General features: G+C 68.8%; 21 protein-coding genes. 11 read left to right on the plus strand and 10 right to left on the minus strand.

Going from position 1 to position 22,114, the window contains the following annotated elements:
- Window positions 1-174: 174 nt before the first annotated feature.
- The gene (locus AB0H54_RS00810) at window positions 175-1,638 is read left to right on the plus strand and encodes a CCA tRNA nucleotidyltransferase (protein WP_357341882.1); all 1,464 of its coding nucleotides are present in this window, start codon (window positions 175-177) and stop codon (window positions 1,636-1,638) included.
- On the opposite strand, the gene AB0H54_RS00815 is transcribed toward AB0H54_RS00810, so the two are convergent.
- Window positions 1,639-2,493, minus strand: a complete 855-nt coding sequence (locus AB0H54_RS00815; protein WP_355275313.1) for a hypothetical protein — start codon at window positions 2,491-2,493, stop codon at window positions 1,639-1,641. It abuts the gene before it with no gap.
- Between the two features lie 160 nt (window positions 2,494-2,653).
- On the opposite strand from AB0H54_RS00815, the gene AB0H54_RS00820 reads away from it, so the two are divergent.
- Genes AB0H54_RS00820 through AB0H54_RS00830 form a run of 3 tightly spaced genes read left to right on the plus strand, consistent with a single transcriptional unit; the run spans window position 2,654 to window position 5,047 of the window.
- The gene (locus AB0H54_RS00820) at window positions 2,654-3,409 is read left to right on the plus strand and encodes a 5-oxoprolinase subunit PxpA (RefSeq protein ID WP_357341884.1); all 756 of its coding nucleotides are present in this window, start codon (window positions 2,654-2,656) and stop codon (window positions 3,407-3,409) included.
- Window positions 3,410-3,423: 14 nt separating this feature from the next.
- On the plus strand, window positions 3,424-4,134 hold the full coding sequence (locus AB0H54_RS00825) for an allophanate hydrolase subunit 1 (RefSeq protein ID WP_357341886.1): 711 nt from the start codon (window positions 3,424-3,426) through the stop codon (window positions 4,132-4,134).
- Between the two features lie 55 nt (window positions 4,135-4,189).
- Complete coding sequence (locus AB0H54_RS00830) at window positions 4,190-5,047, plus strand: biotin-dependent carboxyltransferase family protein (protein WP_357341888.1); 858 nt, start codon at window positions 4,190-4,192, stop codon at window positions 5,045-5,047.
- Here the strand turns inward: AB0H54_RS00830 and AB0H54_RS00835 are convergent, their stop codons facing one another.
- Window positions 5,048-6,598: a DUF4185 domain-containing protein gene (locus tag AB0H54_RS00835; RefSeq protein WP_357341889.1), complete on the minus strand. Its 1,551-nt coding sequence runs from the start codon at window positions 6,596-6,598 to the stop codon at window positions 5,048-5,050.
- A 100-nt stretch (window positions 6,599-6,698) separates the two neighbouring features.
- Between AB0H54_RS00835 and AB0H54_RS00840 the strand changes: the two genes are divergently transcribed.
- Window positions 6,699-7,157, plus strand: a complete 459-nt coding sequence (locus AB0H54_RS00840; RefSeq protein ID WP_357341891.1) for a hypothetical protein — start codon at window positions 6,699-6,701, stop codon at window positions 7,155-7,157.
- Here AB0H54_RS00840 and AB0H54_RS00845 read toward each other — a convergent pair.
- Window positions 7,126-8,388: an MFS transporter gene (locus AB0H54_RS00845; protein WP_357344132.1), complete on the minus strand. Its 1,263-nt coding sequence runs from the start codon at window positions 8,386-8,388 to the stop codon at window positions 7,126-7,128. The two genes, AB0H54_RS00840 and AB0H54_RS00845, sit on opposite strands and share 32 nt — an antisense overlap.
- Window positions 8,389-8,553: 165 nt before the next feature.
- Between AB0H54_RS00845 and AB0H54_RS00850 the strand changes: the two genes are divergently transcribed.
- Entirely contained in the window at window positions 8,554-9,330 is a 777-nt protein-coding gene (locus tag AB0H54_RS00850; protein WP_357341893.1) for a pirin family protein, read from the plus strand.
- 9 nt (window positions 9,331-9,339) lie between these two features.
- Here AB0H54_RS00850 and AB0H54_RS00855 read toward each other — a convergent pair whose 3' ends face one another.
- Window positions 9,340-9,867, minus strand: coding sequence for a hypothetical protein (locus AB0H54_RS00855; protein WP_218722251.1), 528 nt, complete (start codon window positions 9,865-9,867; stop codon window positions 9,340-9,342).
- Window positions 9,868-10,076: 209 nt separating this feature from the next.
- Between AB0H54_RS00855 and AB0H54_RS00860 the strand changes: the two genes are divergently transcribed.
- The 5 genes from AB0H54_RS00860 to AB0H54_RS00880 all read left to right on the plus strand — a co-directional run bounded on the left by AB0H54_RS00860 (window position 10,077) and on the right by AB0H54_RS00880 (window position 15,492).
- Window positions 10,077-10,928, plus strand: a complete 852-nt coding sequence (locus AB0H54_RS00860) for a helix-turn-helix transcriptional regulator (protein ID WP_357341895.1) — start codon at window positions 10,077-10,079, stop codon at window positions 10,926-10,928.
- A gap of 10 nt (window positions 10,929-10,938) precedes the next feature.
- Entirely contained in the window at window positions 10,939-11,304 is a 366-nt protein-coding gene (locus AB0H54_RS00865; RefSeq protein ID WP_357341897.1) for a DUF397 domain-containing protein, read from the plus strand.
- 75 nt (window positions 11,305-11,379) lie between these two features.
- The gene (locus AB0H54_RS00870; RefSeq protein ID WP_357341898.1) at window positions 11,380-13,395 is read left to right on the plus strand and encodes a M13-type metalloendopeptidase; all 2,016 of its coding nucleotides are present in this window, start codon (window positions 11,380-11,382) and stop codon (window positions 13,393-13,395) included.
- Between the two features lie 69 nt (window positions 13,396-13,464).
- Complete coding sequence (locus AB0H54_RS00875; protein ID WP_357341900.1) at window positions 13,465-14,211, plus strand: MBL fold metallo-hydrolase; 747 nt, start codon at window positions 13,465-13,467, stop codon at window positions 14,209-14,211.
- A gap of 105 nt (window positions 14,212-14,316) precedes the next feature.
- Window positions 14,317-15,492 (plus strand): Fic family protein, encoded by a 1,176-nt coding sequence (locus AB0H54_RS00880; protein WP_357341902.1) that lies wholly within the window; start codon window positions 14,317-14,319, stop codon window positions 15,490-15,492.
- A gap of 11 nt (window positions 15,493-15,503) precedes the next feature.
- Here AB0H54_RS00880 and ugpC read toward each other — a convergent pair whose 3' ends face one another.
- The 6 genes from ugpC to AB0H54_RS00910 all read right to left on the minus strand — a co-directional run bounded on the left by ugpC (window position 15,504) and on the right by AB0H54_RS00910 (window position 22,065).
- Window positions 15,504-16,580 (minus strand): sn-glycerol-3-phosphate ABC transporter ATP-binding protein UgpC, encoded by a 1,077-nt coding sequence (gene ugpC, locus AB0H54_RS00885; RefSeq protein ID WP_357341904.1) that lies wholly within the window; start codon window positions 16,578-16,580, stop codon window positions 15,504-15,506.
- 62 nt (window positions 16,581-16,642) lie between these two features.
- On the minus strand, window positions 16,643-17,971 hold the full coding sequence (locus AB0H54_RS00890) for an ABC transporter substrate-binding protein (RefSeq protein WP_357341905.1): 1,329 nt from the start codon (window positions 17,969-17,971) through the stop codon (window positions 16,643-16,645).
- A gap of 20 nt (window positions 17,972-17,991) precedes the next feature.
- The gene (locus tag AB0H54_RS00895; protein WP_355275449.1) at window positions 17,992-18,783 is read right to left on the minus strand and encodes a carbohydrate ABC transporter permease; all 792 of its coding nucleotides are present in this window, start codon (window positions 18,781-18,783) and stop codon (window positions 17,992-17,994) included.
- 71 nt (window positions 18,784-18,854) lie between these two features.
- Complete coding sequence (locus AB0H54_RS00900) at window positions 18,855-19,784, minus strand: sugar ABC transporter permease (protein WP_357344135.1); 930 nt, start codon at window positions 19,782-19,784, stop codon at window positions 18,855-18,857.
- A gap of 144 nt (window positions 19,785-19,928) precedes the next feature.
- Window positions 19,929-20,780 carry a L,D-transpeptidase gene (locus AB0H54_RS00905; protein WP_355275446.1) on the minus strand — a complete coding sequence of 284 codons (852 nt, stop codon included), beginning with the start codon at window positions 20,778-20,780 and terminating at the stop codon, window positions 19,929-19,931.
- Between the two features lie 376 nt (window positions 20,781-21,156).
- Window positions 21,157-22,065: an alpha/beta fold hydrolase gene (locus tag AB0H54_RS00910; protein ID WP_357341907.1), complete on the minus strand. Its 909-nt coding sequence runs from the start codon at window positions 22,063-22,065 to the stop codon at window positions 21,157-21,159.
- Window positions 22,066-22,114 lie beyond the last annotated feature (49 nt).

Consider the following 22,114-nt stretch of genomic DNA (forward strand, 5'->3'; position numbering starts at 1 on the left):
CCGCCTCTCCGCGTCTTTCTGCGGGCCGTCCGGTAGCTCGACTGTTGGCAGTCGGTCTCGCGTGGTTCGGGGCCAGCTGGGAGGTGGTCGGCGAGTTACCCATGTTCTTGGGTGATCAGTGGTTGCGAATGCCAGCTGATCGGGTGGGTGGTCACCCCGGTAAGCTGGCTGTTCGTGTCTCCCAACGTTGTCCCTGATGCTGTGGCCGATCGGCGCGCGCGGCTGCTGGCCGCGGCGGCGGTGACACTGGGGCAGCTATCGGATGTGCTGACGCCGCTGGGCGAGATGTTCGCCGAGCGCGGGCACTCCCTCTATCTGGTGGGCGGCTCGGTCCGGGACGCGGTGCTCGGGCGGCTCGGCAACGATCTGGACTTCACCACCGACGCCAGGCCCGAGGTCGTCCAGGAGCTCATGCGCGGCTGGGCCGATCATCTGTGGGACACCGGCGGTCTGGCCTTCGGCACGGTGAGCGCGGCCAAGGACGATCAGCAGCTCGAGATCACCACCTTCCGCGCCGACACCTACGACCGGGTCTCGCGCAATCCCGAGGTCACCTTCGGTGACTCGCTCGAGGGTGACCTGGTCCGCCGCGATTTCACGGTCAACGCGATGGCGGTGAAGATCGCCGCCGACGGCTCGCTCGAATTCGTCGATCCGCTCGGCGGTCTCGACGCCCTGCTCGAGGGCGTGCTCGATACTCCTGCCGCGCCGCAGGATTCGTTCGACGACGATCCGCTGCGGATGCTGCGCGCCGCGCGTTTCGTCGCCCAGCTCGGCTTCGACGTGGCGCCGCGGGTGCGCGCCGCGATCGTGGAGATGGCCGAGCAGATCGACCGGATCACCGCGGAGCGGGTGCGCACCGAGCTCGACAAGCTGATCGGCGCCGCGCACCCGATCGACGGCATCAACCTCATGTGCGACACCGGCCTGGCGCAGCGGGTGCTGCCCGAGGTGCCCGCGATGAAGCTCGAGATCGACGAGCATCACCAGCACAAGGACGTCTACCAGCACTCGCTGACCGTGCTCTCGCAGGCGATCGACCAGGAGGAGGGCGATCCCGACCTGGTGCTGCGCTGGGCCGCGCTGCTGCACGACATCGGCAAGCCCGACACCAAGCGCAACGAGCCCGGCGGCGGCGTGAGCTTCCACCACCATGAGGTGGTCGGCGCGAAGATGGTGCGCAAGCGCATGCGCGCCTTGAAGTATCCGAAGGCGTTCACCGAAGAGGTTGCGCGCCTGGTGTTCCTGCACCTGCGCTTCCACGGGTACGGCAAGGGGCAGTGGACCGACTCGGCCGTGCGCCGCTACGTCACCGACGCCGACGACCTGCTCGAGCGCCTGCACAAGCTGGTCCGCGCCGACTGCACCACCCGCAACAAGCGCCGCGCCGCGGCCCTGCGCGCCACCTACGACGAGCTCGAGGCGCGCATCGCCACGCTCAGGGAGCAGGAGGATCTGGCGCGGGTGCGGCCCGATCTGGACGGCAACTCGATCATGGAGCTGCTCGGCCTGCCGCCGGGCCCGCAGGTCGGCAAGGCGTGGAAGTACCTCAAGGACCTGCGGCTGGACCGGGGCCCGATGACCCGCGAGGAAGCCGAGGCCGCGCTGCTCGAGTGGTGGGCCGCCGAAAACGCCTGATCAGAAGACGATCAGCGTCGTCCCGGCGACGATGGCGGCGCGGATCTGCGCCAGGTCGAACGAGCCCGTGGTCTCGGGCAGTTCGATCCGGAATCGCACCTTGTCGCCGCGGCGGTGCGCGTAGGAGATGCTCGCCCGGTTGGGCAGGTCGTCGAGCAGCAGCGCAGGCGCGGGCACCGCGCGCTTCGGCAGCCGGATGCCGTGCCAGCTGGCCTTGCGGATGTCGATGGTGAGCAGGTTGTCGTAGACCTGCGCGTCGACCAGGGCGCGCATCTTGCGGGTGCGGTGGGTGGCGACGATGCGGGCGCGCTCGTCCAGGTGCAGCCGCCAGTCGAGGTTCTGCGCGTCCACCCACTCGACCAGGGCGGCGAGGTCGATGGTGCCCTCGATGTCGAGCTGCTGGACCCGGATCTTGGTCGGCACACCGGGAATCAGCCGGACGCCGTGCGCGATGACGGTGACGGTGTCGAACGGATGCGAGTCCCAGACCAGGTTCGACAGCACCGTCTTGCTCTGGAAATGGGCGCCGCGCCTGCGCACCTTGAACACGTCGAGGGTGGCGGTGAGGTCGTGCCCGAGCAGGGTGGCGCTGACTTCCTGGCCGCCGAATCGGCTGAGGATGCCCTCGCTGAGCACGGTCATCAGCACGTCGGGCATGAGCGCGGTCACGGTGCCCGAGCCCAGGTCGGCGACGGGGTCGGCCCAGGAGGTGGTGAAGCCGAGCCACTGATCGATCCATGACGGGTCGAGGAGGCGTTTGCCGATGTCGACAGCGCCCGACAGTGACCAGGACTTCGGATCGAAATACGTGGCCATGATGGTCCGAGCGTACTTGGCCGCGGGCGCGGCGGCCATGGTCCGCGGCGTGTTGGGGCGGCGTCACAATGGGGCGGCGCGGAAACTTCGCCCCGGTGACGATCGCCGGAACGGAGTCGTTCATGCTCGAATCACCGGGGTGCGGACGCCGTCCGAAGCACCCACCTGGGAGTGACACGCGGAGACCGGAGGGCAGCACATGCCGCTGGACCTGAACAGTGACCTGGGCGAGGGCTTCGGACCCTGGCGGATGGGCGACGACGCCGCGATGCTCGACATCGTCACCAGCGCCAACATCGCCTGCGGTTTCCACGCGGGCGACCCGTCGATCATGCGGCGGACCTGCGAACTCGCGGTCGCCAAGGGCGTGCGGATCGGCGCGCACGTCGGCTATCGCGACCTGGTCGGCTTCGGCCGCCGTGACATCGCGATCGCCCCGGCCGACCTGCGCGACGAGGTCCTGTACCAGATCGGCGCGCTGGCGGCCTTCGCCCGCGCGGCCGGTGACCGGGTGCGCTACGTCAAGCCGCACGGCGCGCTGTATCACGCGGCGGCCCGGGATCGGTTGCTCGCCGACGCGGTGCTGGCGGCGGTGGCCGAGGCCGACGCCGGGCTGGCCCTGCTCGGCCCGGCGGGCACCGAGCTGGAACGGGCCGCCGACCGGGTGGGCGTGCGGTTCGTCGGTGAGGGCTTCGCCGATCGCGCCTACACCGCGACGGGCACGCTGGCGCCGCGCGGAGTTGCCGGCGCGGTGCTGCCGCCCGATGATGCCGTGGCGCAGGCGGTTTCTCTTGCGCTGTCGGGGACCGCGCGTACCGTAGACGGTCCCGGTACGGTCGCCGTGTCCGTGGCGAGTGTGTGCGTGCACGGCGATTCCCCCGCCGCCGTGGAGATGGCCCGCCGGATTCGACGGGCGCTCGACGACGCCGGAATACCGGTGGAGCCGTTCGGCTGAGGGTGGGAGGCAGGATGGACGAGGCAACGAGGGACTCGGCTGGCGACTGGAACGCGCGCATCCGCCCCGCGGGCGATCGCGCGATGCTCATCACCCTCGACGACCCACGCCCGGTGCAGCGCCTCGCCTCGGCCCTGCGCGTACACGCCATCGCGGGTGTCCAGGATGTGCTGCCCGCCGCGGAAACCGTGCTGGTGACGATGCATTCGGTGAGCTACGGCGTCCAGGTGCGGCGGGAGCTGGTCGCCCTGCTCGACCGGCTGGATCAGGAACCGCCGCAGCCGGATTCGCCCGATGTTTCCCGTGGAACAGTGCCGGACAGCGCGATTCCCGACGACGTGGTGGACATTCCGGTGCGCTACGACGGTGCCGATCTGCCCGAGGTCGCCGATCTGCTCGGGCTGTCGGTGCCCGAGGTGATCGCGGCCCACACCGGGACCGTCTGGCGGTGCGCGTTCGTCGGTTTCGCGCCCGGCTTCGGCTACCTGACCTCGCCCGACGGCAGGCTGTCGGTGCCACGCCGGGCCCAGGCCCGCACCGCGATCCCACCCGGCGCCGTCGCCTTGGCGGGCGGCTACTCGGCGGTGTATCCGCGGGGCACGCCGGGCGGATGGCAGTTGATCGGCAGTACCGATCTGCGGATGTGGGTGGTGGACCGCGATCCGCCCGCGCTGGTGCGGGCGGGGACGGCGGTACGGTTCGTCGACACGGCGACCGCGGAATAACTACCAGGGCTGCTCAACGATGCGCCGCCTCGACAGCGAATCGGGGAGTGATCGCATGCTGATCTTCATCGAGCGGGTGGGGCCGCTCGCGACGGTCCAGGACCTGGGGCGACCCGGCTGGTTCGACTCGGGGGTGGGTCAGGCGGGGGCGGCCGACCGGGCCTCGCTGCGCCTGGCGAACCGACTGGTCGGCAATCCGGAGGATCTGGCCGCCATCGAGGTGTTGCTCGGCGGCCTGGCCCTGCGCGCCGACGTCCATCTCACCGTCGCGGTCACCGGCGCCGTCGCCCCGGCGACCGTCGACGGCACGCCGGTCGGGCATGCCAGTGTGCTCGAACTGGCGGAGGGCCAGGTGCTGCGGCTCGGTCTGGCCCTGTCCGGCCTGCGCAGCTATGTGGCCGTGCGCGGCGGCATCGACGTGCCCAAGGTGCTCGGGTCGCGCAGCCGCGACACCATGTCCGGCATCGGCCCCGAGCCGCTGCGGGTCGGCACGCAGCTCCCGATCGGCCCGCCCCCGCGCACCCTGCCGACCGTCGAGTTCGCGCCCGTGCCGGTGCCACCGGAAGTGCTGACAGTGCGGGCGCTGCCCGGCCCGCGCGCGGACTGGTTCGCCGATCCCGGTGAGCTGTTCCACGGTTCGTGGGTGGTCTCCACCGATACCGATCGCATCGGCGCGCGCCTGGATCGCGCCGACGGCCCGCCGCTGGTCCGCTCGATCACCCGCGAGTTACCCGCGGAGGGCGTCGCGCTCGGCTCGGTCCAGGTGCCGCCGAGTGGTCAGCCGGTCGTCTTCCTCGCCGATCACCCGATCACCGGTGGGTATCCGGTCATCGCCGTGGTGCTCGACGCGGATGTGGACCGGGTGGCCCAGGCCAGACCCGGCGAGCGACTACGGTTCGTGCCCGCGCGCTGATCAGCGCGGCGGATTCAGCCGGGCGTGCATCAGATACACGTTGTAGCTGTCCCACGCCGACATCGTGAAGTACAGGTCACGCGCGGTCGACCAGGGATGGATGAACCCGCCGTAGGCCTTGGGATAGTCCGCGGTGGAGACCAGCGGCACCGTCGAGGTCCACCGTCCCTGCGGGTGCGCCGCGGTGCGCAGCACGATCTGGTTCGCGGCCGGGTCCAGGTAGACCATCTGCCACTGCCCGCTCTCCGCGTCGAACCGCACCGACAGTTCGCTGGCCATGCCCATCACCAGCGGTGTCGCCGAATTCTCCGCGGCGGGCGCCCAATTGCCGTCCACCCAGTACTGATAGGCCGTCTTGTTGAGGACGTCGTCCTTGCGCACCCTGGCCAGGCCGATCACGCCGATCCGCCCGTTGGGCGTGCCGAACATGTAGACGTAGTCGCCGTGCGGCACCATCGCGGCCACCTGGAACCGGCCGACGCCGAACATGTTCTCCCAGCGGGCGTGCTGATCCTTGGTCCAGGTCTGCCCGCCGTCGTCGGAATACGCCAGGCCGCCGTAGTTCGTCAGCCACATGCCCGGCACCCGCGACCAGTGGTTGACCGACATGTAGCTCAGGAACTGGCGCTTGCCGATGGCGAAGCCGGAGGTGGGGATGGTGGTGGTCTCCCAGTTCCTGATCTTGCGGCTGCCGAGCAGTTCGGCGGCGTGACAGGGACTGTCCTGCACCATCGAATCGATGACCAGGCCGTCGTCGAGGTTCCGGTCGGTGCTGTAGGCGAGCACATTGGAACGCCAGTCGGCGCTGTCGGCGCCCGCGCCGCCGTAGGTCCAGCCCTCGCCGAAGGTATCGCCGAACACCATGGCCACCTTGCCCGGTTCGGTCTCCCAGAACAGGCCGAGGTCGGTGCCGTCGACCTGCCAGCGCATGTCGGTCCGGTTGTTCGACCCGTGCCCGGTCACCTGCTCGACCAGGCGCACCGATTCCACCGTCGGTGCCGCGACCGCGGGCTGCGCCGGTCCAGGTTCGACCGGTCGCACGACGGGTGCGGGCGGTTCCTGCGCCGGCTCGCCCTCACCACCCGGCACCGGGATCGGGATGGGCTCGATCTCGGGCTTGATCCGGATGCGCGGCAACGAGATCGCCGACCCGGAGCCCGACCCCGACCCCGAACCCGTTGACGCGTCGCCGGACTCGTCGATCCCGTCTTCGGGTTCGGGCGTGTCCCTGACCTCAGGGCACGGGTTGCGGCACGGGTCCGACGGCAGCGGCGCCTGCGCGACGCGGGTGTTGTCGTGCGGCGGATCGGGCAGCGGCACCGGCGTCAGCTCCGGCACGATGACCGGGATGTCGATGCTGGGCGCGATGACCGGCGGTGGCGGCGCGGCGGGGTCGGGCAGCCGGTTGAGCGGGTCGAATCCCGTTTCGCCACAGATATTCACGGGTGGCGGTGCCCAGGGGAAGGGAGTCGCGAGCGCGGGGGCCGCGAGCACGACGGCCAGCAAGGCGCCGAGTGCGGTCGAACCGTGCGGTACCAGCGTTGTGCGCATGTGCTCCCTCGAATGGGTATCCGAACGAACAAACAAATACCACCGATGTAGTTCCGAATTTACCGGAACCGATCCGGGTCCCGGCGCGTCCAATCCCTATGTGAACGACATCGAGTACGTCTTCGGAACCGGCGACGGCATCGTGCACCACTGGTCGGGGCAGGCCGAACTGGCCCTGGCCGAAACCGGCGTCGCCGACGCGCTATGGCTCGACTTCGACGGTGACACCAGCACCGACGACGCCCTGTGGGACTCCGATCGCGACGGCGTCGCCGACGTCGCCGCCCTCGACCTGGACGACGACGGCGTCCTCGACAACTTCTTCACCGACCCGGCCCGCGACGGCACCTGGTCGCATCAGGTCACCGGCGCGCCCGAGAGCGCCGAGCAGGAACCACTGCCGTGGGTCGAACGCGCGGACACGGTGGTGAACGCGGTGCCCGCCGCGCCCACGGTGGACCCGCTGCCGGACATCCCGCTGTTCGCGGTCGACCACCGCGCGGTGCTGGCCCAGGAACCGGCCGCGCTCAGCCGGCCGCCCTGGCTCGACGAGAATTGAGCGCGATCGCCAGGATTCCGAGGGCGTAGACGGCCGCGCCGGCGAGCACCACGCCGATCGAGCGGCCGTCGGCCGGGATCACCAGCGCGGTCACCGCGATCGCGAGCACGAAGGTGATGTTGAAGACGGTGTCCTGCAGGGCGAATACCTGGCCGCGCTGATCGTCGTCGATGTCGATCTGCATGCTCGCGTCGCCGGTCAGCTTGATCGTCTGACCGGCAAGGCCGAGCCCGAAGGCGCCGGCCAGCAGCAGGCGGTGCGCGTTGTCGACGGCAGCGCCGGTCGCCAGCGCGATCGGGGTGACCAGCGTCAGCTGCACGACGACCGCGGTCACCAGACCGAGCAGCACGGTGCGCGGCCTGCCCAGCCGTGGGATCAGCACCGGCGCGAGGATCGCGGCCAGCAGCATGCCCGCCGCCGCGAAGCCGATCGCGACGCCGAATCCGACCAGTCCGCCGCTCATCTCGTCGTTGCCCGCGGGCTGGCGCAGGACCAGCACCATGATCAGGGTGTTCATGCCGAACACGATGCGGTGCGCGCCGATGCCGATCATCGCCGTCGTCACCTGCGTCGCGTGCCAGACCGCGGCCGCGCCGGTGCGCAGACCGGTGGCGATCGCGTGCACCGTGCTCTCCGAACTGGCCGAACCACTCTCGGGCCCGAGCACACCGCGCCGGAAGCCGACCGCGAGCACCGCGCCGACGACCGACCCGATCCCGCTCAGCGCCACCGCGACCGCCGACGCGGCATCGCCGGCGCCGAGCAGCGCGATCACCGCCACCGACGCGGCGGCACCGACGCCGGCACAGACCGAGGCGACCGTCGCGAGCACCGAGTTCATCGGCACCAGCCAGCGTTGTTCGAGCACCCGTGGCAGCGCCGCCGACACCCCCGCCAGCACGAATCGGCTGATCCCGACGGTCGCCAGCGCGAGCAGCAGCAGCGGTGTCTCGCCGATCCCGGCGAACAGCCCGATCGCGGCCAGCCCGATCAGCACCGCCCGGGCGATGCTGGCGGTCAGCAGGACATTGCGCCGGTCCCAGCGGTCGAGCAGCGCGCCCGCGTAGGGCCCGAGCAGCGAGTACGGCAGCAGCAGCACCGCGAAACCGGCGGCGATCGCCAGCGGATCGGTCTCGCGCTCGGGGTTGAACAGGATCGCGCCCGAGAGCGCGGCCTGGAACATCCCGTCACCGAATTGGGCCGCGAGCCGCAGCAGCGCCAGGCGCGGCATCTGCGGATTCCGCCGGAAGACACCGCGGCTCTCGCGCAGCAGATGTCGCAGCGAGGCCGGTGACTCATCCGCCGGATTCGAGCCGTCAAGGCGATGAGTCGACACCTCGTGAGAATAGTGGTGCCAGAATTGAGGCGGCGGTACGGGTGCGAGCAGGAGGAACGTATGTCCACATCGACGACACCGCGGATCGAACTGCACCGCGGTGGTGACCGGATGAAGACCCGGATCTCATGGCTCGATTCCAAACACTCGTTCTCCTTCGGCGAGCATTACGATCCCGACAACACCCATCACGGGCTGCTGCTGGTGAACAACGAGGACGTGGTGCTGCCCGGGGAGGGCTTCGACACCCATCCGCACCGGGACATGGAGATCGTCACCTGGGTGCTCGGCGGCAGCCTGGTGCACCAGGATTCGCTGGGCCACAACGGCATCATCTACCCGGGCCTGGCCCAGCGGATGAGCGCCGGCACGGGGATCCTGCACTCGGAGAAGAACGACTCGTGGCGCCTCGACGGCGCGCTGCCCGAGCACGACGAACCGGTGCATTTCGTCCAGATGTGGGTGGTGCCCGACGAGCCAGGGGTCGATCCGGGCTATCAGCAGCTCGAGATCGATGACGAGCTCGCGGGCGGAGGCTTGGTGACGGTCGCCTCCGGGTTACCCCGCTACCGCGATCGCACCGCCATCGCGATCAATTCCTCGCACGCGGCCATGCACGTCGCGCGGCTGTCGGCGGACAGTCCGGGGGTCACCCTGCCCGATGCCCCCTACCTGCATGTTTTCGTGGCGCGCGGCGAGGTCGAGCTGGAAGGCGTCGGCACGCTGGCACAGGGCGACGCGGTCCGGTTGACCCGTTCCGGCGGGCAGCTGGTGCGACCGCACGGCGACGCCGAGGTCCTGATCTGGGAGATGCACGCGCGCCTGGGCGGGCAGTAGCAGTAGGGCTCAGGCCGAGCCGGGCTCCCGCAGCAGCGCCGCCGACCTGGCGTTCGTGCGGGTGGCGGCGACGATCTGCGCGAAATCGGGCCGGTAGTCGCCGTCGGGTTCCTGCATCCAGGTGCGGTAGCCGCTGCGTTCGTCGGCCGGCGAGGGCAGCACGATCTCGCTGCCGGGTAAGGCCACCGAGGCGCACACCCGGAACAGGTCGGCGAACAGCACGGTGTCCAGATAGGAATTGTCGGTGGGGCCGGTCAGGAAGGTCCAGCGGCCGGAGCGGGGATGGGCAATGATCGGCCCGCAGCGCTGCCCACGGCCGATCAGCAGCCCGCGCACCCGCTCCCCCAGCGTCGACGGCATGACCACCGCCCCGACCGCGCCGATCTCCAGCATGATCCGGCCCAGCGTCGAGTCGACCACACCGTAGAGCCCGTTGTGCTTGCGGTAGTGACGGCAGCGCGCCAGCGCATCCTGGGTGGCCGAGTACTCCTCGGCCGCGGTATACCCGCCTTTGTCATCTGTGCGCGACGTGCTCATCACGACCTCGTCTCTGTCGACGCTGACTCGATGTAGCTGTGGATTCGCTCGACTGGATGGGAGCGTTTCATCACGAACGGGTGGAGCGGGAAACTTTTTCATAACGGCAGGACCTAAGGGAAAATTGCCGTTCTACACAGCGTAATCCCGCACAACCACGCTGACAATAGTCAGTAGCTGGCGTGTCTGTCGGCGTAGCATATTCGGACATGTCCCCCGTTTCGCCGACCGCCGCGCGCTGGGAACTGGTGCTGCGCCTGCGCGAACTGCGTGAGCAGCGCGGCTTCGACTCGGCCGGGTTCGCCCGTCGCGTCGGTTTCACCCCGGCCAACTGGTCGCATGTGGAGAAGGGCAGGCGCGTCCTCACCCGGACCACCATCGAACCGGTCCTCGACGTCCTCGATGTCACCGCCGACGAGCGCGCCGAACTGCTCGCGCTGCTCGAGACCAGCAAGCAGCGCGGCTGGTGGACCACGGCCTCGGCGCTGATCGGTCCCGAACTGCAACGCCTCTACGGCATGGAGGCGGGCGCGCAGAGCATCCGCAGCTACGACAGCCTGCTCGTGCCCGGCCTGTTACAGACCGAGGCTTACGCCCGTGCCCTGATCAGCGCCGATGTGATGATCCGGCCGGTCCAGGTGGACCAGTTGGTCGCGATCCGGTTGCGCCGCCAGCAGCGGCTGCGCGGGCCGGAGCCGCTCGAGCTCACCGCGGTCCTCGGCGAGGCGACGCTGCGTCAGCAGACCGGCGGCGCCGAGGTGCTGCGGGGGCAGTTGCGGCACCTGGTGGAGCTGATGCGTGAACTGGACACCGTCGACGTGCGCGTGATCCCGTTCAGTGCTCCCGAAGGAGCGGTGCTCGGTGGTTCCAGCTTCCATCTGATCGACTTCGCAAGCGATCAGCTACCTACTTTCGCGTGGGCCGAGAGTGCCGTCTTCGGTGGCCCGGTCGACGATGCCGAGCAGGTGCGCGATCTGGGCTTCGCCTACGTGCGCGCCAGGGAGCAATCCCTTTCCCGCGCCGAATCTCTCGCCCTGATCAGGGACTATGCCAGCGTGTAAGATTCGGGGTATGTCCACCACCGCTCGTCGCCGCCCGGCCGATCACGGCTGGTTCACTTCGTCACGCTCCAACAACGGTAACCAGTGTGTCGAGGTCCGATTCGACGGCGACATCGTCCAGATACGCGACAGCAAATTCCGTCGCGACCCGATGAACGCCGGCCTCGTCGAGCCGATCATCACCGTCGAGACCACCCTGTGGACCGCGTTCCTGCACTGCCTGCTCAGCACCCGCCGCCACCCCGACCTGGTCGCCCAGGTCGCCCCCGACGGCTCGGCCACCCTCCGCCACGACGACGTCCTGCTCCGCTTCACCGCCGGTGAATGGCAGGCCTTCGTGGCCGGTGTCCGCGACGACGAGTTCGTCTGCGCCTGAAGCAGGCGCCGGTCCGCGGCCCGGCCTCGTCCGAGGCCGCCGCACGCGTCGGCGGTTGTCGGCATACTGGAGCGCGTGACTTCCGATCCGATCAGTCCCTCCGGTATCGATCTGTCCTTCCGCGACCAGGAGGTGCGGGTCCAGGACAACCTGTTCGCGCACGTCAACGGGCAGTGGCTGGCCGGGTACGAGATCCCGGCCGACCGCGCGGTGGACGGCGCCTTCCGGACGTTGTACGACCAGGCCGAGCTCGACGTGCAGGCGATCATCCAGGACAGCGCGGCGAACGCGTCCGACGACGCCGACGCCCGCAAGATCGGTGACCTGTACTCCAGCTTCATGGACACCGACGCCGTGACCGCGGCCGGTCTCACCCCGATCGCCGCGGAGCTGCGCGAGATCGCCGAGGTCGACGGACCGAGCGCGTTCGCCGCGCTGCTCGGCCGCCTGCAGCGCACCGGTGTGCGCGGCGCGCTCGGCTACTACGTCGACACCGACGACAAGGACTCCACCCGCTACCTGGTGCACGCCACCCAGTCGGGTATCGGCCTGCCGGACGAGTCGTACTACCGCTCCGACGAATTCGCCGAGATCCGCGCCGCCTACCAGGCCCATCTCGCGAAGATGTTCACCATCGCGGCCGCCGATCCGGCGCTGGCCGGCCTGGTCCCCGCCGATCCGGCCGACGCGGCCCGCCGCGTGTTCGAGCTGGAACGCACCCTGGCCGCGGGCCACTGGGACGTGGTGCGCCGTCGCGATGCCGAGAAGAGCTACAACCTCACCACTCTCGCCGAGCTGGCCGCCGCGAATCCCGAATTCGACTGGGCCGCCTGGGTGGACGCCGTCGCGTCCGGTCTCGGCCGGAGCGGGACCGAGCTGTTCGCCGAGCTCGTGGTGCGTCAGCCCGACTACGTCCGGGCCTTCGCGCAGGCGTGGGCCGCGGTGCCGCAGGCGGATTGGCGGGACTGGGCCGTCGCGCAGGTGCTGCGCGCCAGGGCGCCCTACCTGACCGACGAGATCGTCGCGGAGAACTTCGACTTCTACGGCCGCACCCTCACCGGCGCGCAGGAGAACCGCGAGCGCTGGAAGCGCGGTGTCTCGCTGGTCCAGGAGCTGCTGGGCGAGGCCGTCGGCAAACTGTATGTGGCCGAGCACTTTCCGCCGCAGGCCAAGGCCCGGATGGTCGAGCTGGTGGCCAACCTGCAGGAGGCCTACCGCCGCAACATCACCGACCTGGAGTGGATGGGCCAGGACACCCGCGCCGCCGCGCTCACCAAGCTGGAGAAGTTCACCCCCAAGATCGGCTACCCCGATGCCTGGCGCGACTACTCCGCGGTCGAGGTCGACCCGGCCGACCTGGTCGGCAACTACCGTCGCGGCTACGCCGCCGATCACGACCGTGACCTGGGCAAACTGGGCGGTGAGGTGGACCGCGGCGAGTGGTTCATGACCCCGCAGACGGTCAACGCCTACTACAACCCCGGCATGAACGAGATCGTCTTCCCGGCCGCGATCCTGCAGCCGCCGTTCTTCGACATGAACGCCGACGACGCCGCCAACTACGGCGGTATCGGCGCGGTGATCGGCCACGAGATCGGCCACGGTTTCGACGATCAGGGCGCCAAGTACGACGGCGACGGCAACATGAAGGACTGGTGGACCGACGCCGACCGCGCCGAGTTCGGCAAGCGCACCAAGGCGCTGATCGACCAGTACAGCGTGCTCTCCCCGGCCGACCTGGCCGACGAGCACAAGGTCAACGGCGAGTTCACGATCGGCGAGAACATCGGCGACCTCGGCGGCCTGTCGATCGCCCTGGCCGCCTACAAGATCTCCCTCGACGGCACCGAACCGCCGGTCATCGACGGCCTCACCGGCCTGCAGCGCGTCTTCTACGGCTGGGCCCAGGTCTGGCGCACCAAGGCCCGCCCCGAGGAAGCCATCCGCCGCCTCGCCGTCGACCCCCACTCCCCACCGGAGTTCCGCTGCAACGCCGTCGTCCGCAACATCGACAGCTTCTACGAAGCCTTCGACGTCACCCCCACCGACACCCTCTACCTGTCCCCCGCCGAACGCGTGACGATCTGGTGAGGCGACTCCTCCCTACCGGCCTCGACGGTCGGTAGGGTCGGGAGCTGTTGCTCCAGGGAGGATTCGCTCATGCGCTACCAGCAAGTCGGTGACGAGGTGTTCACCATTCGGGGCACCGACGTGAATATGGTGCTGCTGCGGGACGGGCGGGACCTCACGCTGATCGATGCCGGCTGGCTGGGGGATGCCGGGGTGATCGAGCGGGTGGTGCGGGAGCTCGGGCATCGGCCGGAGGACATCGTGGCGGTGCTGCTCACGCACGCTCATCTCGATCATGTCGGGGCGCTGAATCATCTGCACCGGCGGTACGGGATTCCCGCGTACACCAGTGCCGTCGAGGTGCGGCACGCGCGGGGAGAGTGTCATGAGTCGGCCACTCCGCTGGATGTGATCAAGCGGCTCAACGATCGCGCGACGATCGGGTGGGCCGCGCGGATCACCGCCGCGGGGGGCTTGCGCAAGAACACCGTCGCGCACATCCAGCCCTTCCCCACCGAGGGGGCGCTGGACTTTCCGGGCAACCCGGTCCCGATCGCCTGTCCCGGGCACACCTCGGGCCACTCGGCCTTCCACCTGCCCGCGGCGGGTGCCATCGCGACCGGCGATACTCTCGTCACCGCGCATCCGACCTCGAAAACGGTAGGTCCACAGCTACTTCCGAGCTTCTTCAACCACTCCACCCCCGCCACGCTGGCCGCGCTCACCACCCTCGAGTCGGTCCCGGCCGAGTTGGTGCTGCCCGGTCACGGCCTCCCCTTCCGCGGCGGCATCGCCGAGGCGGTCGCCCGAGCCCGTACAACGCCCATCCAGCCTTGACATGCCAACAGCGAGTAGCCATCTCATTGGTGGCGTCGGCAACCGCAAACGCGGATAGCCACTGAAGTAGTCGCGTTCCGGATAGTGAAAGTACAGTAATAGCTCATGAATTGGCCTGCTCATCATGTCGAGCAGCGTCCCTGGACGGCGCGCGACGGATCGCGAGCCGGCCCCGCGCCCGAGTCGGTGGCGGTGTCTATCCCGCCGCGCATCGCCGATCTCGACTTCGATTCCAGGCGGACGACATCGGCCAGTGAGGCCGCGCTGATCGCGGTGACCCATCTCGAAGCGGGTCAGGGCCAGTATTCGGCGTCGCTGCGCGAATTCCTGCTGCGCGCCGAGGCGGTCGCGTCGTCGCGGATCGAGCACGTCGACGCGGGCTGGCGAGCGTTCGGCAAAGCCTTCGGTGGCGCGGCGACCCGGCCCGAGGCGGAGGCACAGGTGAGTGCGGTGCGCAGCCTGGCCGGCCTGGTCGACGCGGGCGCCACCGGCCGGATCACCGAGGCGCACCTGCTCAGCGCCCACCGCGTGCTGATCGCCCCGGAGTGGGAGAAGGCGGGCCGCTTCCGCACGGCGCAGACCTGGATCGGCGGCAGCGACTACACCCCGCTGCACGCGCTGTATGTCCCCCCGCCTCCGGAACTGGTGCCCGAGTTGGTGGCCGATCTGCTCGCCTTCGTCGCGCGCGGTGACCTGCCGATCCTCGTGCAGGCCGCGATCGCCCACGCGCAGTTCGTCTCGATCCACCCGTTCGTCAGCGGCAACGGCCGGATCGGCCGCGCGCTGGTGAGCGCGATTCTGCGCAGGCGCGGGCTGACCGACCGGGTGACGGTGCCCTTCTCCTCGGTCATGCTCGCCGACTCCTCGCGCTACTTCGCGCAGCTGGATGCCTACCGGGGCGGTGCCGCCGACGAGTTCGTCGTGTACCTGGCGCTCGCGGCGGTGTACGCCAGCGAGGCCGCCATCGACTCCGCCCGCGCCCTGGCCGCGCTCCCCCAGCGCTGGCGCGACCGCGCCCGCCCGCGCGGCGGCTCCGCCGACGAGGCCCTGCTCGCGAACCTGCTCGAGCACCCGATCCTGACGATCGCGGTCGCGAACAAGCTCACCGCGACCACCGATTCGGCCACCTACCGCGCCATCGAACGACTCGTCGACGCCGGCATCCTCGAGGTCGTCTCCGACTCCAAACGCAACCGCGTCTGGGCCGCCACCGACGTCTTCGCCGAACTCGGCGCCCTCGACGCGGCGATCGGCCGCCGCACCACGGCAGGCCTGTCGTAGCGCGGTCGACCTCAGCGCACCCGGATCTCGGTCGCCGCGTCGAAGAAGAACACCTCGTCGAGTTTCGGGCGCAGGTGCAGGGTTTCGCCGAGAGTGGTCTGGAAGCGGCGGTCGACGCGCACGACGATCTTGCCGGAGCGAGTGGACCAGTCGGTGCCGGCGCCGTGGGTGTAGACGAAGGATTCGGCGCCGAGTTCCTCGAGCAGTTCGGCGACGACGGTGATGCCCTCGGGATCGGTGGTGACCGCCCAGGACTCGGGCCGGATGCCGAGGATCACCCGGGCGCCGGACACGGCGCGCGGCACCGGGATTCGCAGTCCGTCGAGGACGGCGGCGCCGTCGACGACCGGCGCTTCGAGCAGGTTCATGCCCGGCGAGCCGATGAACCCGGCGACGAAGGTGTTCACCGGGTCGTCGTAGAGCTGCCGGGGCGAGGCGATCTGCTGGAGGGTGCCGTCGCGCAGGACCGCGACGCGGTGGCCCATGGTCATCGCCTCGACCTGGTCGTGGGTGACGTAGACCGTGGTGGTGCCGAGTCGCTGTTGCAGCGCGGCGATCTGGGAGCGGGTGCTCACCCGCAGTTTGGCGTCGAGGTTGGACAGCGGTTCGTCCATACAGAACACCTGCGGGCGGCGCACGATCGCGCGGCCCATGGCGACGCGCTGCCGCTGACCACCGGACAGCTTGGCCGGCTTGCGGTCGAGCAGTGCCTCCAGCTCGAGCATGGCCGCGGCCTCCTTGACCCGAACGAGGGTGTCGGCCTTGTTCATTCCCACGTTGCGCAGGGCGAAGCCCATGTTCTCGGCGACGGTCATGTTCGGGTACAGCGCGTAGCTCTGGAACACCATCGCCACGTCGCGGGCGCGCGGCGGCAGCCCGGTGACATCGCGGTCGCCGATCCGGATGGTCCCCTCCTCGACCGATTCCAGGCCGGCCAGCATGCGCAGGCTGGTCGACTTGCCGCAGCCCGACGGCCCGACCAGCACGAGGAACTCGCCGTCGGCGATGTCGAGATCGAGTGCGTCGACCGCGGGGGTGTCGGCACCGGGATAGCGGTGCGTGACACCGTCGAACTGCACTGTCGCCATGGCGAATTCTCCTGGAACGAGGCGGTCCGGTGGTCACCACGACCACCGGACCGCGGGGGTGACTACTTCGGCAGCTTGGGCGTGATCTGCCGGTCGATGATCGCCTGCACGTCGGCGGCGACCTTCGCGAGAACGGTCGCGGGATCGGCGTTCTGCAGGCCGATCTGCTCGTAGCCGGTGCCGATGATCTGGTCGGCGCCGGGCACGAACACGCGGGCGTAGTCCTGTGACTTGGCCACCGAGAGCTGGTCGATGGCGACCTTGGAGTTCGGGTTCTTCGCCAGGAAGTCCACCTCGGACGGGTCGGTCACCGCCGACTTGCGCACCGGCATGTACCCGGTGTTCTGGGTGAAGTACGCGGTGTTGGCCGCGTTGGTGATGAACTCGATGAACTTCAGGGCGTTGGCCTTGCGCGCGTCCGAGATCCGCGACGGAATCGCCAGGCCGGCACCACCGGTGGTGACGCCGGGACCGTTCGGGTGCGGCAGGAAGGCGGTACCGAACTCGAACTTGCCGTCGGCGTTCTTCTTGATGCCCTTGAGGTCACCGGTCGAGGCGATCGTCGAGGCGGCGACGCCGGTGCCGAAGTCGACGGCGATCTGCGGGCGGATCGCGGCGTACTTCTTCACATTGATCGAGTCACGCAGGTAGGTGGCCGCGGCGATGGAGCCCGGGTCGGTGAACTTCAGCTTCCACTGATCGGAGTACGCGCCGCCGAAGGTCCAGTTCGGGCCCTGGAAGGTCCAGCCGAGGTAGTTCTTGGCGTCGCCCCAGGCGTGCGCGAACTTGTCGGCGCCGACGACCGACTGGAGCTTGGGGCCCCACTCGTCGAACTCCTGCCAGGAGTTCGGGCCGCGGTCGGGCAGACCGGCCTTCGCCCACACGTCCTTGTTGTAGTAGAACAGCGGGGTCGAGCGGGCGTACGGCAGCGCGTAGTGCTTGCCGTCGAACAGGTAGTCGGCGGCGAGCGAGTCGACGTAGTCGCTCAGCTGCACGCCCGCGGCGCCGAAGTGGCTGTCCAGCGGCTCGATCGCCTTGGTCAGCGCGTAGTTGAACCACCAGACGTCGGAGAGCACGACCACGTCGGGCAGGTCACCACCGGTGAGCGCGGCGTTGAACTTCTGCGCCACCTCCTCGTAGTTCTTGCCCGCGTCGACCAGGTTGACCGTCAGCTCCGGGTACTTGGCCTGGAACCGGTTGATCAGCTCCAGCTCCAGCTCCTTGGAGGTGCCGGGGTGGTTGGACCAGAAGGTGATGGTCTTGGCGTCGCCGCCGTCACCGGAGCCGCCGCCGGTGCCCGCGCAGGCGGTGAGCGCCAGACCCGCGGCGGCCGCGCCGGTGAGGCCGAGGAAGCCGCGGCGGCTCAGCGCCGGGAATCGTTGACTGGACACGTGGATCTCCTGTTCGAGAATCAACCCTTGACCGCACCGGAGGTGAGGCCTTTGATCATGTGACGTTGCAGGGCGAGGAACACGATGAGGATCGGCAGCATCGTCAGCACGGTGCCCGCCATCACCGGCCCCCAGTTGGTGACCGACGGGTTCTCGGTGTTCTGCAGCAGGGTCAGCCCCACCGGCAGCGTGGCGACCTCGGCGGAGTCGGCCATCAGGAACGGCCAGAGGTATTCGTTCCACTCGTTGACCAGCGTGACCACCGCGAACGCCACCATGGTCGGTCCCGACATCGGCAGCACCACCCTGGTCAGCAGCCGCCACCAGTTCGCGCCGTCCATCCGCGCCGCCTCGATGACCTCACCGGGCAGCGACAGGAAGTGGTTGCGCATCAGGAAGGTGCCGAAGGCGACGCCGCAGAGCGGGATGATGATGCCCTGGAAGGTGTTGCGCCAGCCCAGTTGTGCGATCAGCGCGTAGTTGGAGATGACGGTGATCTGGTTGGGCACCATGAGCGCCGCGATGATCACCAGGAACACGATGTTCTTGCCGGGAAAGCGCAGGAACACCAGGCCGTACGCGCTGAACACGCCGAGCGCGAACTTCACCGCCGACACCACGCCGGTGACGATCAGCGAGTTGCGCAGGAAGGTCCAGAACGGCACCGTCGTGGTGGCCTCGCCGTAGTTCTCCGGGTGCCAGCTGTGCGGCCAGTACACCGCGGGCTGGGTGTAGATGTCGGCGCGGTCCTTCAACGAGGTGATCAGGATCCAGAACAGCGGGACGCCGACCAGGATCAGCACGCACACCATCGCGGCGTACCCGAGCACGGTGACGGCGCGTTCGCGGCGGCGGTACGAGAGTGTCTGCGGTCCTACGTGTTTCACCGTTCGCCTCGATCCATCACGCGCACCTGGATCAGCGTGACCACCAGCAGCACCACGAACATGATGGTCGCGACGGTGGCGCCGTAGCCGGCCCGGAAATTGCGGAACGACTCCTCGTACACCTGGAAGACCATGGTCGTCGTGCCGTTACCGAGTGGCCCGCCACGGGTCATCACATTGATGATGTCGAAGACTTGCAGCGAGTTGAGCAGAACGGTGATCGAAAGGAAGAAAGTCGTCGGACGGAGCTGGGGCATAAGCACTTTGGTGAAAGTCGTCCAGCGGCTCGCGCCATCCATTTCGGCGGCTTCCATCAACTCCGCGCGCACGCCTTGCAGGGCGGCCAGATAGATGACGAAGGTATAGCCGAGGTTCTTCCAGATGTAAGTGATCGTCACCATGAACAGGGCCCAGTGCGGGTCCTGATAGAAATCCGGAACACGGTCGACACCGACCCGGTGCAGAACATCCTGTACCAGACCGAAACTCGGATCGAAGATGAATTGGAAAGCCACGCCGATCGCCGCGCCCGAGATCACGAACGGTGCGAAAATCGCCGAGCGAACAACATTGCGTCCGAACAGTTTTCGGTCGAGTAACAGGGCCAGCGCCAGTCCCAGCGCCATACTCACGACGACCGCGGCGACGGTGAAGATCACCGTGTTGGAGACGACCTTCCAGGAGTCCTCGCGCCCCCACCACTCGACGTAGTTGTCGAAACCGATCGGAGTGGCAACAGGATCCGCGATGTTCCAGTCGGTGAACGACAGCCGGATGTTGTCGGCCAGCGGCCGGTAAACGAACAGCGTCAGCAGCACCAGGTTCGGCACGACCAGGACCAGGAACAGCGCATAGTCCTGCCACGGGCGGCTTTTCAGCCCGCGGCCTCGTGGCGCGGGGAGGACCCGCTCTGGACTGCTTCGCACCGCGGCAGTTTTACGGCGCATGGCGAACTGCCGGTTAACCCTGGCCGCCGTAGCTCTGAACATCGGGCGCACAAGGGCGAGTACAGCAAAAAGCCGAACAACACGACCGCGATTGATCGTATTGTTCGGCTTTTGTTCAGCGAATCAGTTCCAGTCGCCCAGTCCGTCACCGGAACTCAGGGTGCCGCCCTGGGTGTTGGTGACGACGACGGCGTCGCCCCGGCGCGAGTTCTCCAGGAACCACTTGGCGTTCTCGGTGCTCACGTTCAGGCAGCCGTGGCTGGCGTTGGAGTAGCCCTGCTGGCCGACCGACCACGGCGCGGCGTGCACGAAGATGCCGCTGTTGGAGATGCGGGTCGCGTACTCCACCTCGAGCTTGTAGCCCTCGGGATCGGTGACCGGCACGCCGTAGGTCGACGAGTCCATGGTCATCTTCTCGAACCGCTCGCCCACGATGTAGGTGCCGTTCGGGGTCTCGTAGCCCTTCTTGCCCAGCGAGGTCGGCATCTCCTTGACGACCTCACCGTTCACCGTCACGGTGATCATCTTGGTGTTGTCGTCGACGCTGGCGATGAAGGCGTCACCGATGCGGAACGAGCTGGTGGTGCCGCCTGCCACGACGGTGACGTCGGTGTTGGCGGGCCAGAACTCGTTCGGCTTCCAGCGCACCTGCTTGTCGCCGGTCCAGTAGAAGTGGCCGGGCGCGGCCTGGCTCGAGGTGACCTTGATGGCCTTCTCGGCGGCGGCGCGGTCGCCGACCGGCTCCTTGAAGCTGATGATGATCGGCTGCGCGACGCCGACGGTCTCGCCGTCGGCGATGTTGATGTTCGGCGGGGCGAACGGCGCCTGGGGCGCCGGCTCGTTCACCGCGGGCTGGCTGGAACCGGAGCCCGGGAGGGTCGGCTGGGCCTGCGCGGGCATGACGATCAAAGCGCCCGCCGCCGCGACTGCCGCCGACAGCAGCAGGCCCCGGCGCAGCCAGCGCGATTGCTGCATATTTGCCTCGTAGTGCATAGGTTTCTCGTCCATTCCATCTCTCGTTCCGCCTGCGGCGGCGCGAGATCTTCGTGATTGACGCGGAGTCCGCAACGGGTCTCCACGGGGTAACGACGCCCCGACCCTGACCGTCCATTCCTACCCGTCCGGGGTGACAACGTGCCAGCCGCGTTTCCCGGCGATAACGGACCGGCAACTCTGTGTCCCAGGTCACATAACGCGCTGTTATACACCGGCTTTCATCAAACGCCGCGCTCACGGCGGCGAGTCGGCGACGGTGATGTCGGCGGCGGGTGAAACACAAGGTTGTGAGCCTCAAACCCTGAGTGATCGAAATCACTGGTCACTTGTGAACTGGCTCGCGTCGGATCGGCGCTCACACTCCGGAGTTCCGGGTTGGCTGCGTGACCGCGGAACGGAGGAACTCGATCTGCTCGCCGACGACACGATCCCGGAGCAGCGGGTCGGTGTAGAAGCTGAAATGGGTGCCCGGGTAGATCCGCAGTTCGCCAAGGGGCGCGCGGTCGGCCAGCGCACGGCTGGTTTCCGGTGGGGTCTCCCGGTCGTCGTCGGCGGCGCAGACCAGCAGGGGGCAGCGCACGAGCGCCGCGGACTCGGCCGGGCGATAGCGGGTCAGCATCGTCAGCAGGGCTCTGGGCGCGATGCTGTTTCGCCACAGCGTGTCCTCGCCGCCGGTGAGCGTGCGGATGTGCTGTTCGGCCTCGTCGGTCGTGGTGACGGCGACCGTGCCGGGCGCGCCGACCATCGGGATGTAGTGCGGTCGCAGGCCGAGCACGCCGCGCAGGGCATCGCTGACGATCGCCCTGAGGAGCCGCAGGGCCTCGGCGGTGGACCTGCCCTCGACCTTCTTCGGGAACCCGTTGAACGGGATCTGGGCGACCACCGCCGCGATCCGTGGATCACCGGCGGCCACCGTCACCGCGTGCGCGCCGCCGAGCGAATTACCCCACAGCGCAACGCGATCGGGGTCGACGCGGGCGTGTGCGCGGGCGAAGGCGACGGCGCCGCGCAGGTCGTCGAGCTGCCCGTCGATGGTGGGGACCTGACGCGGCTCGCCCGCGCTGGCGCCGAAACCGCGATAGTCGAAGACCAGCGCCGCGAACCCCGCGGCGGCGAAGCGTTCGGCGTAGTCGAACAGCCGGTCCATGGTGCCGCTGAAGCCGTGGCACAGCACCACGCAGGCCGCGCGGTCCGTGCCGGCGGGCAGATGGAGGCGACCCGCGCACCGGGTGCCGTCGACGTCGAACGATATTTCGGTTCCCATGGTGACCATCCCGTGGCAATAGACTGACCCGTGGTTGGCAATCTACCCC

Source organism: Nocardia sp. NPDC050718 (assembly GCF_040654235.1).
In the GTDB taxonomy this organism is placed as follows: domain Bacteria; phylum Actinomycetota; class Actinomycetes; order Mycobacteriales; family Mycobacteriaceae; genus Nocardia.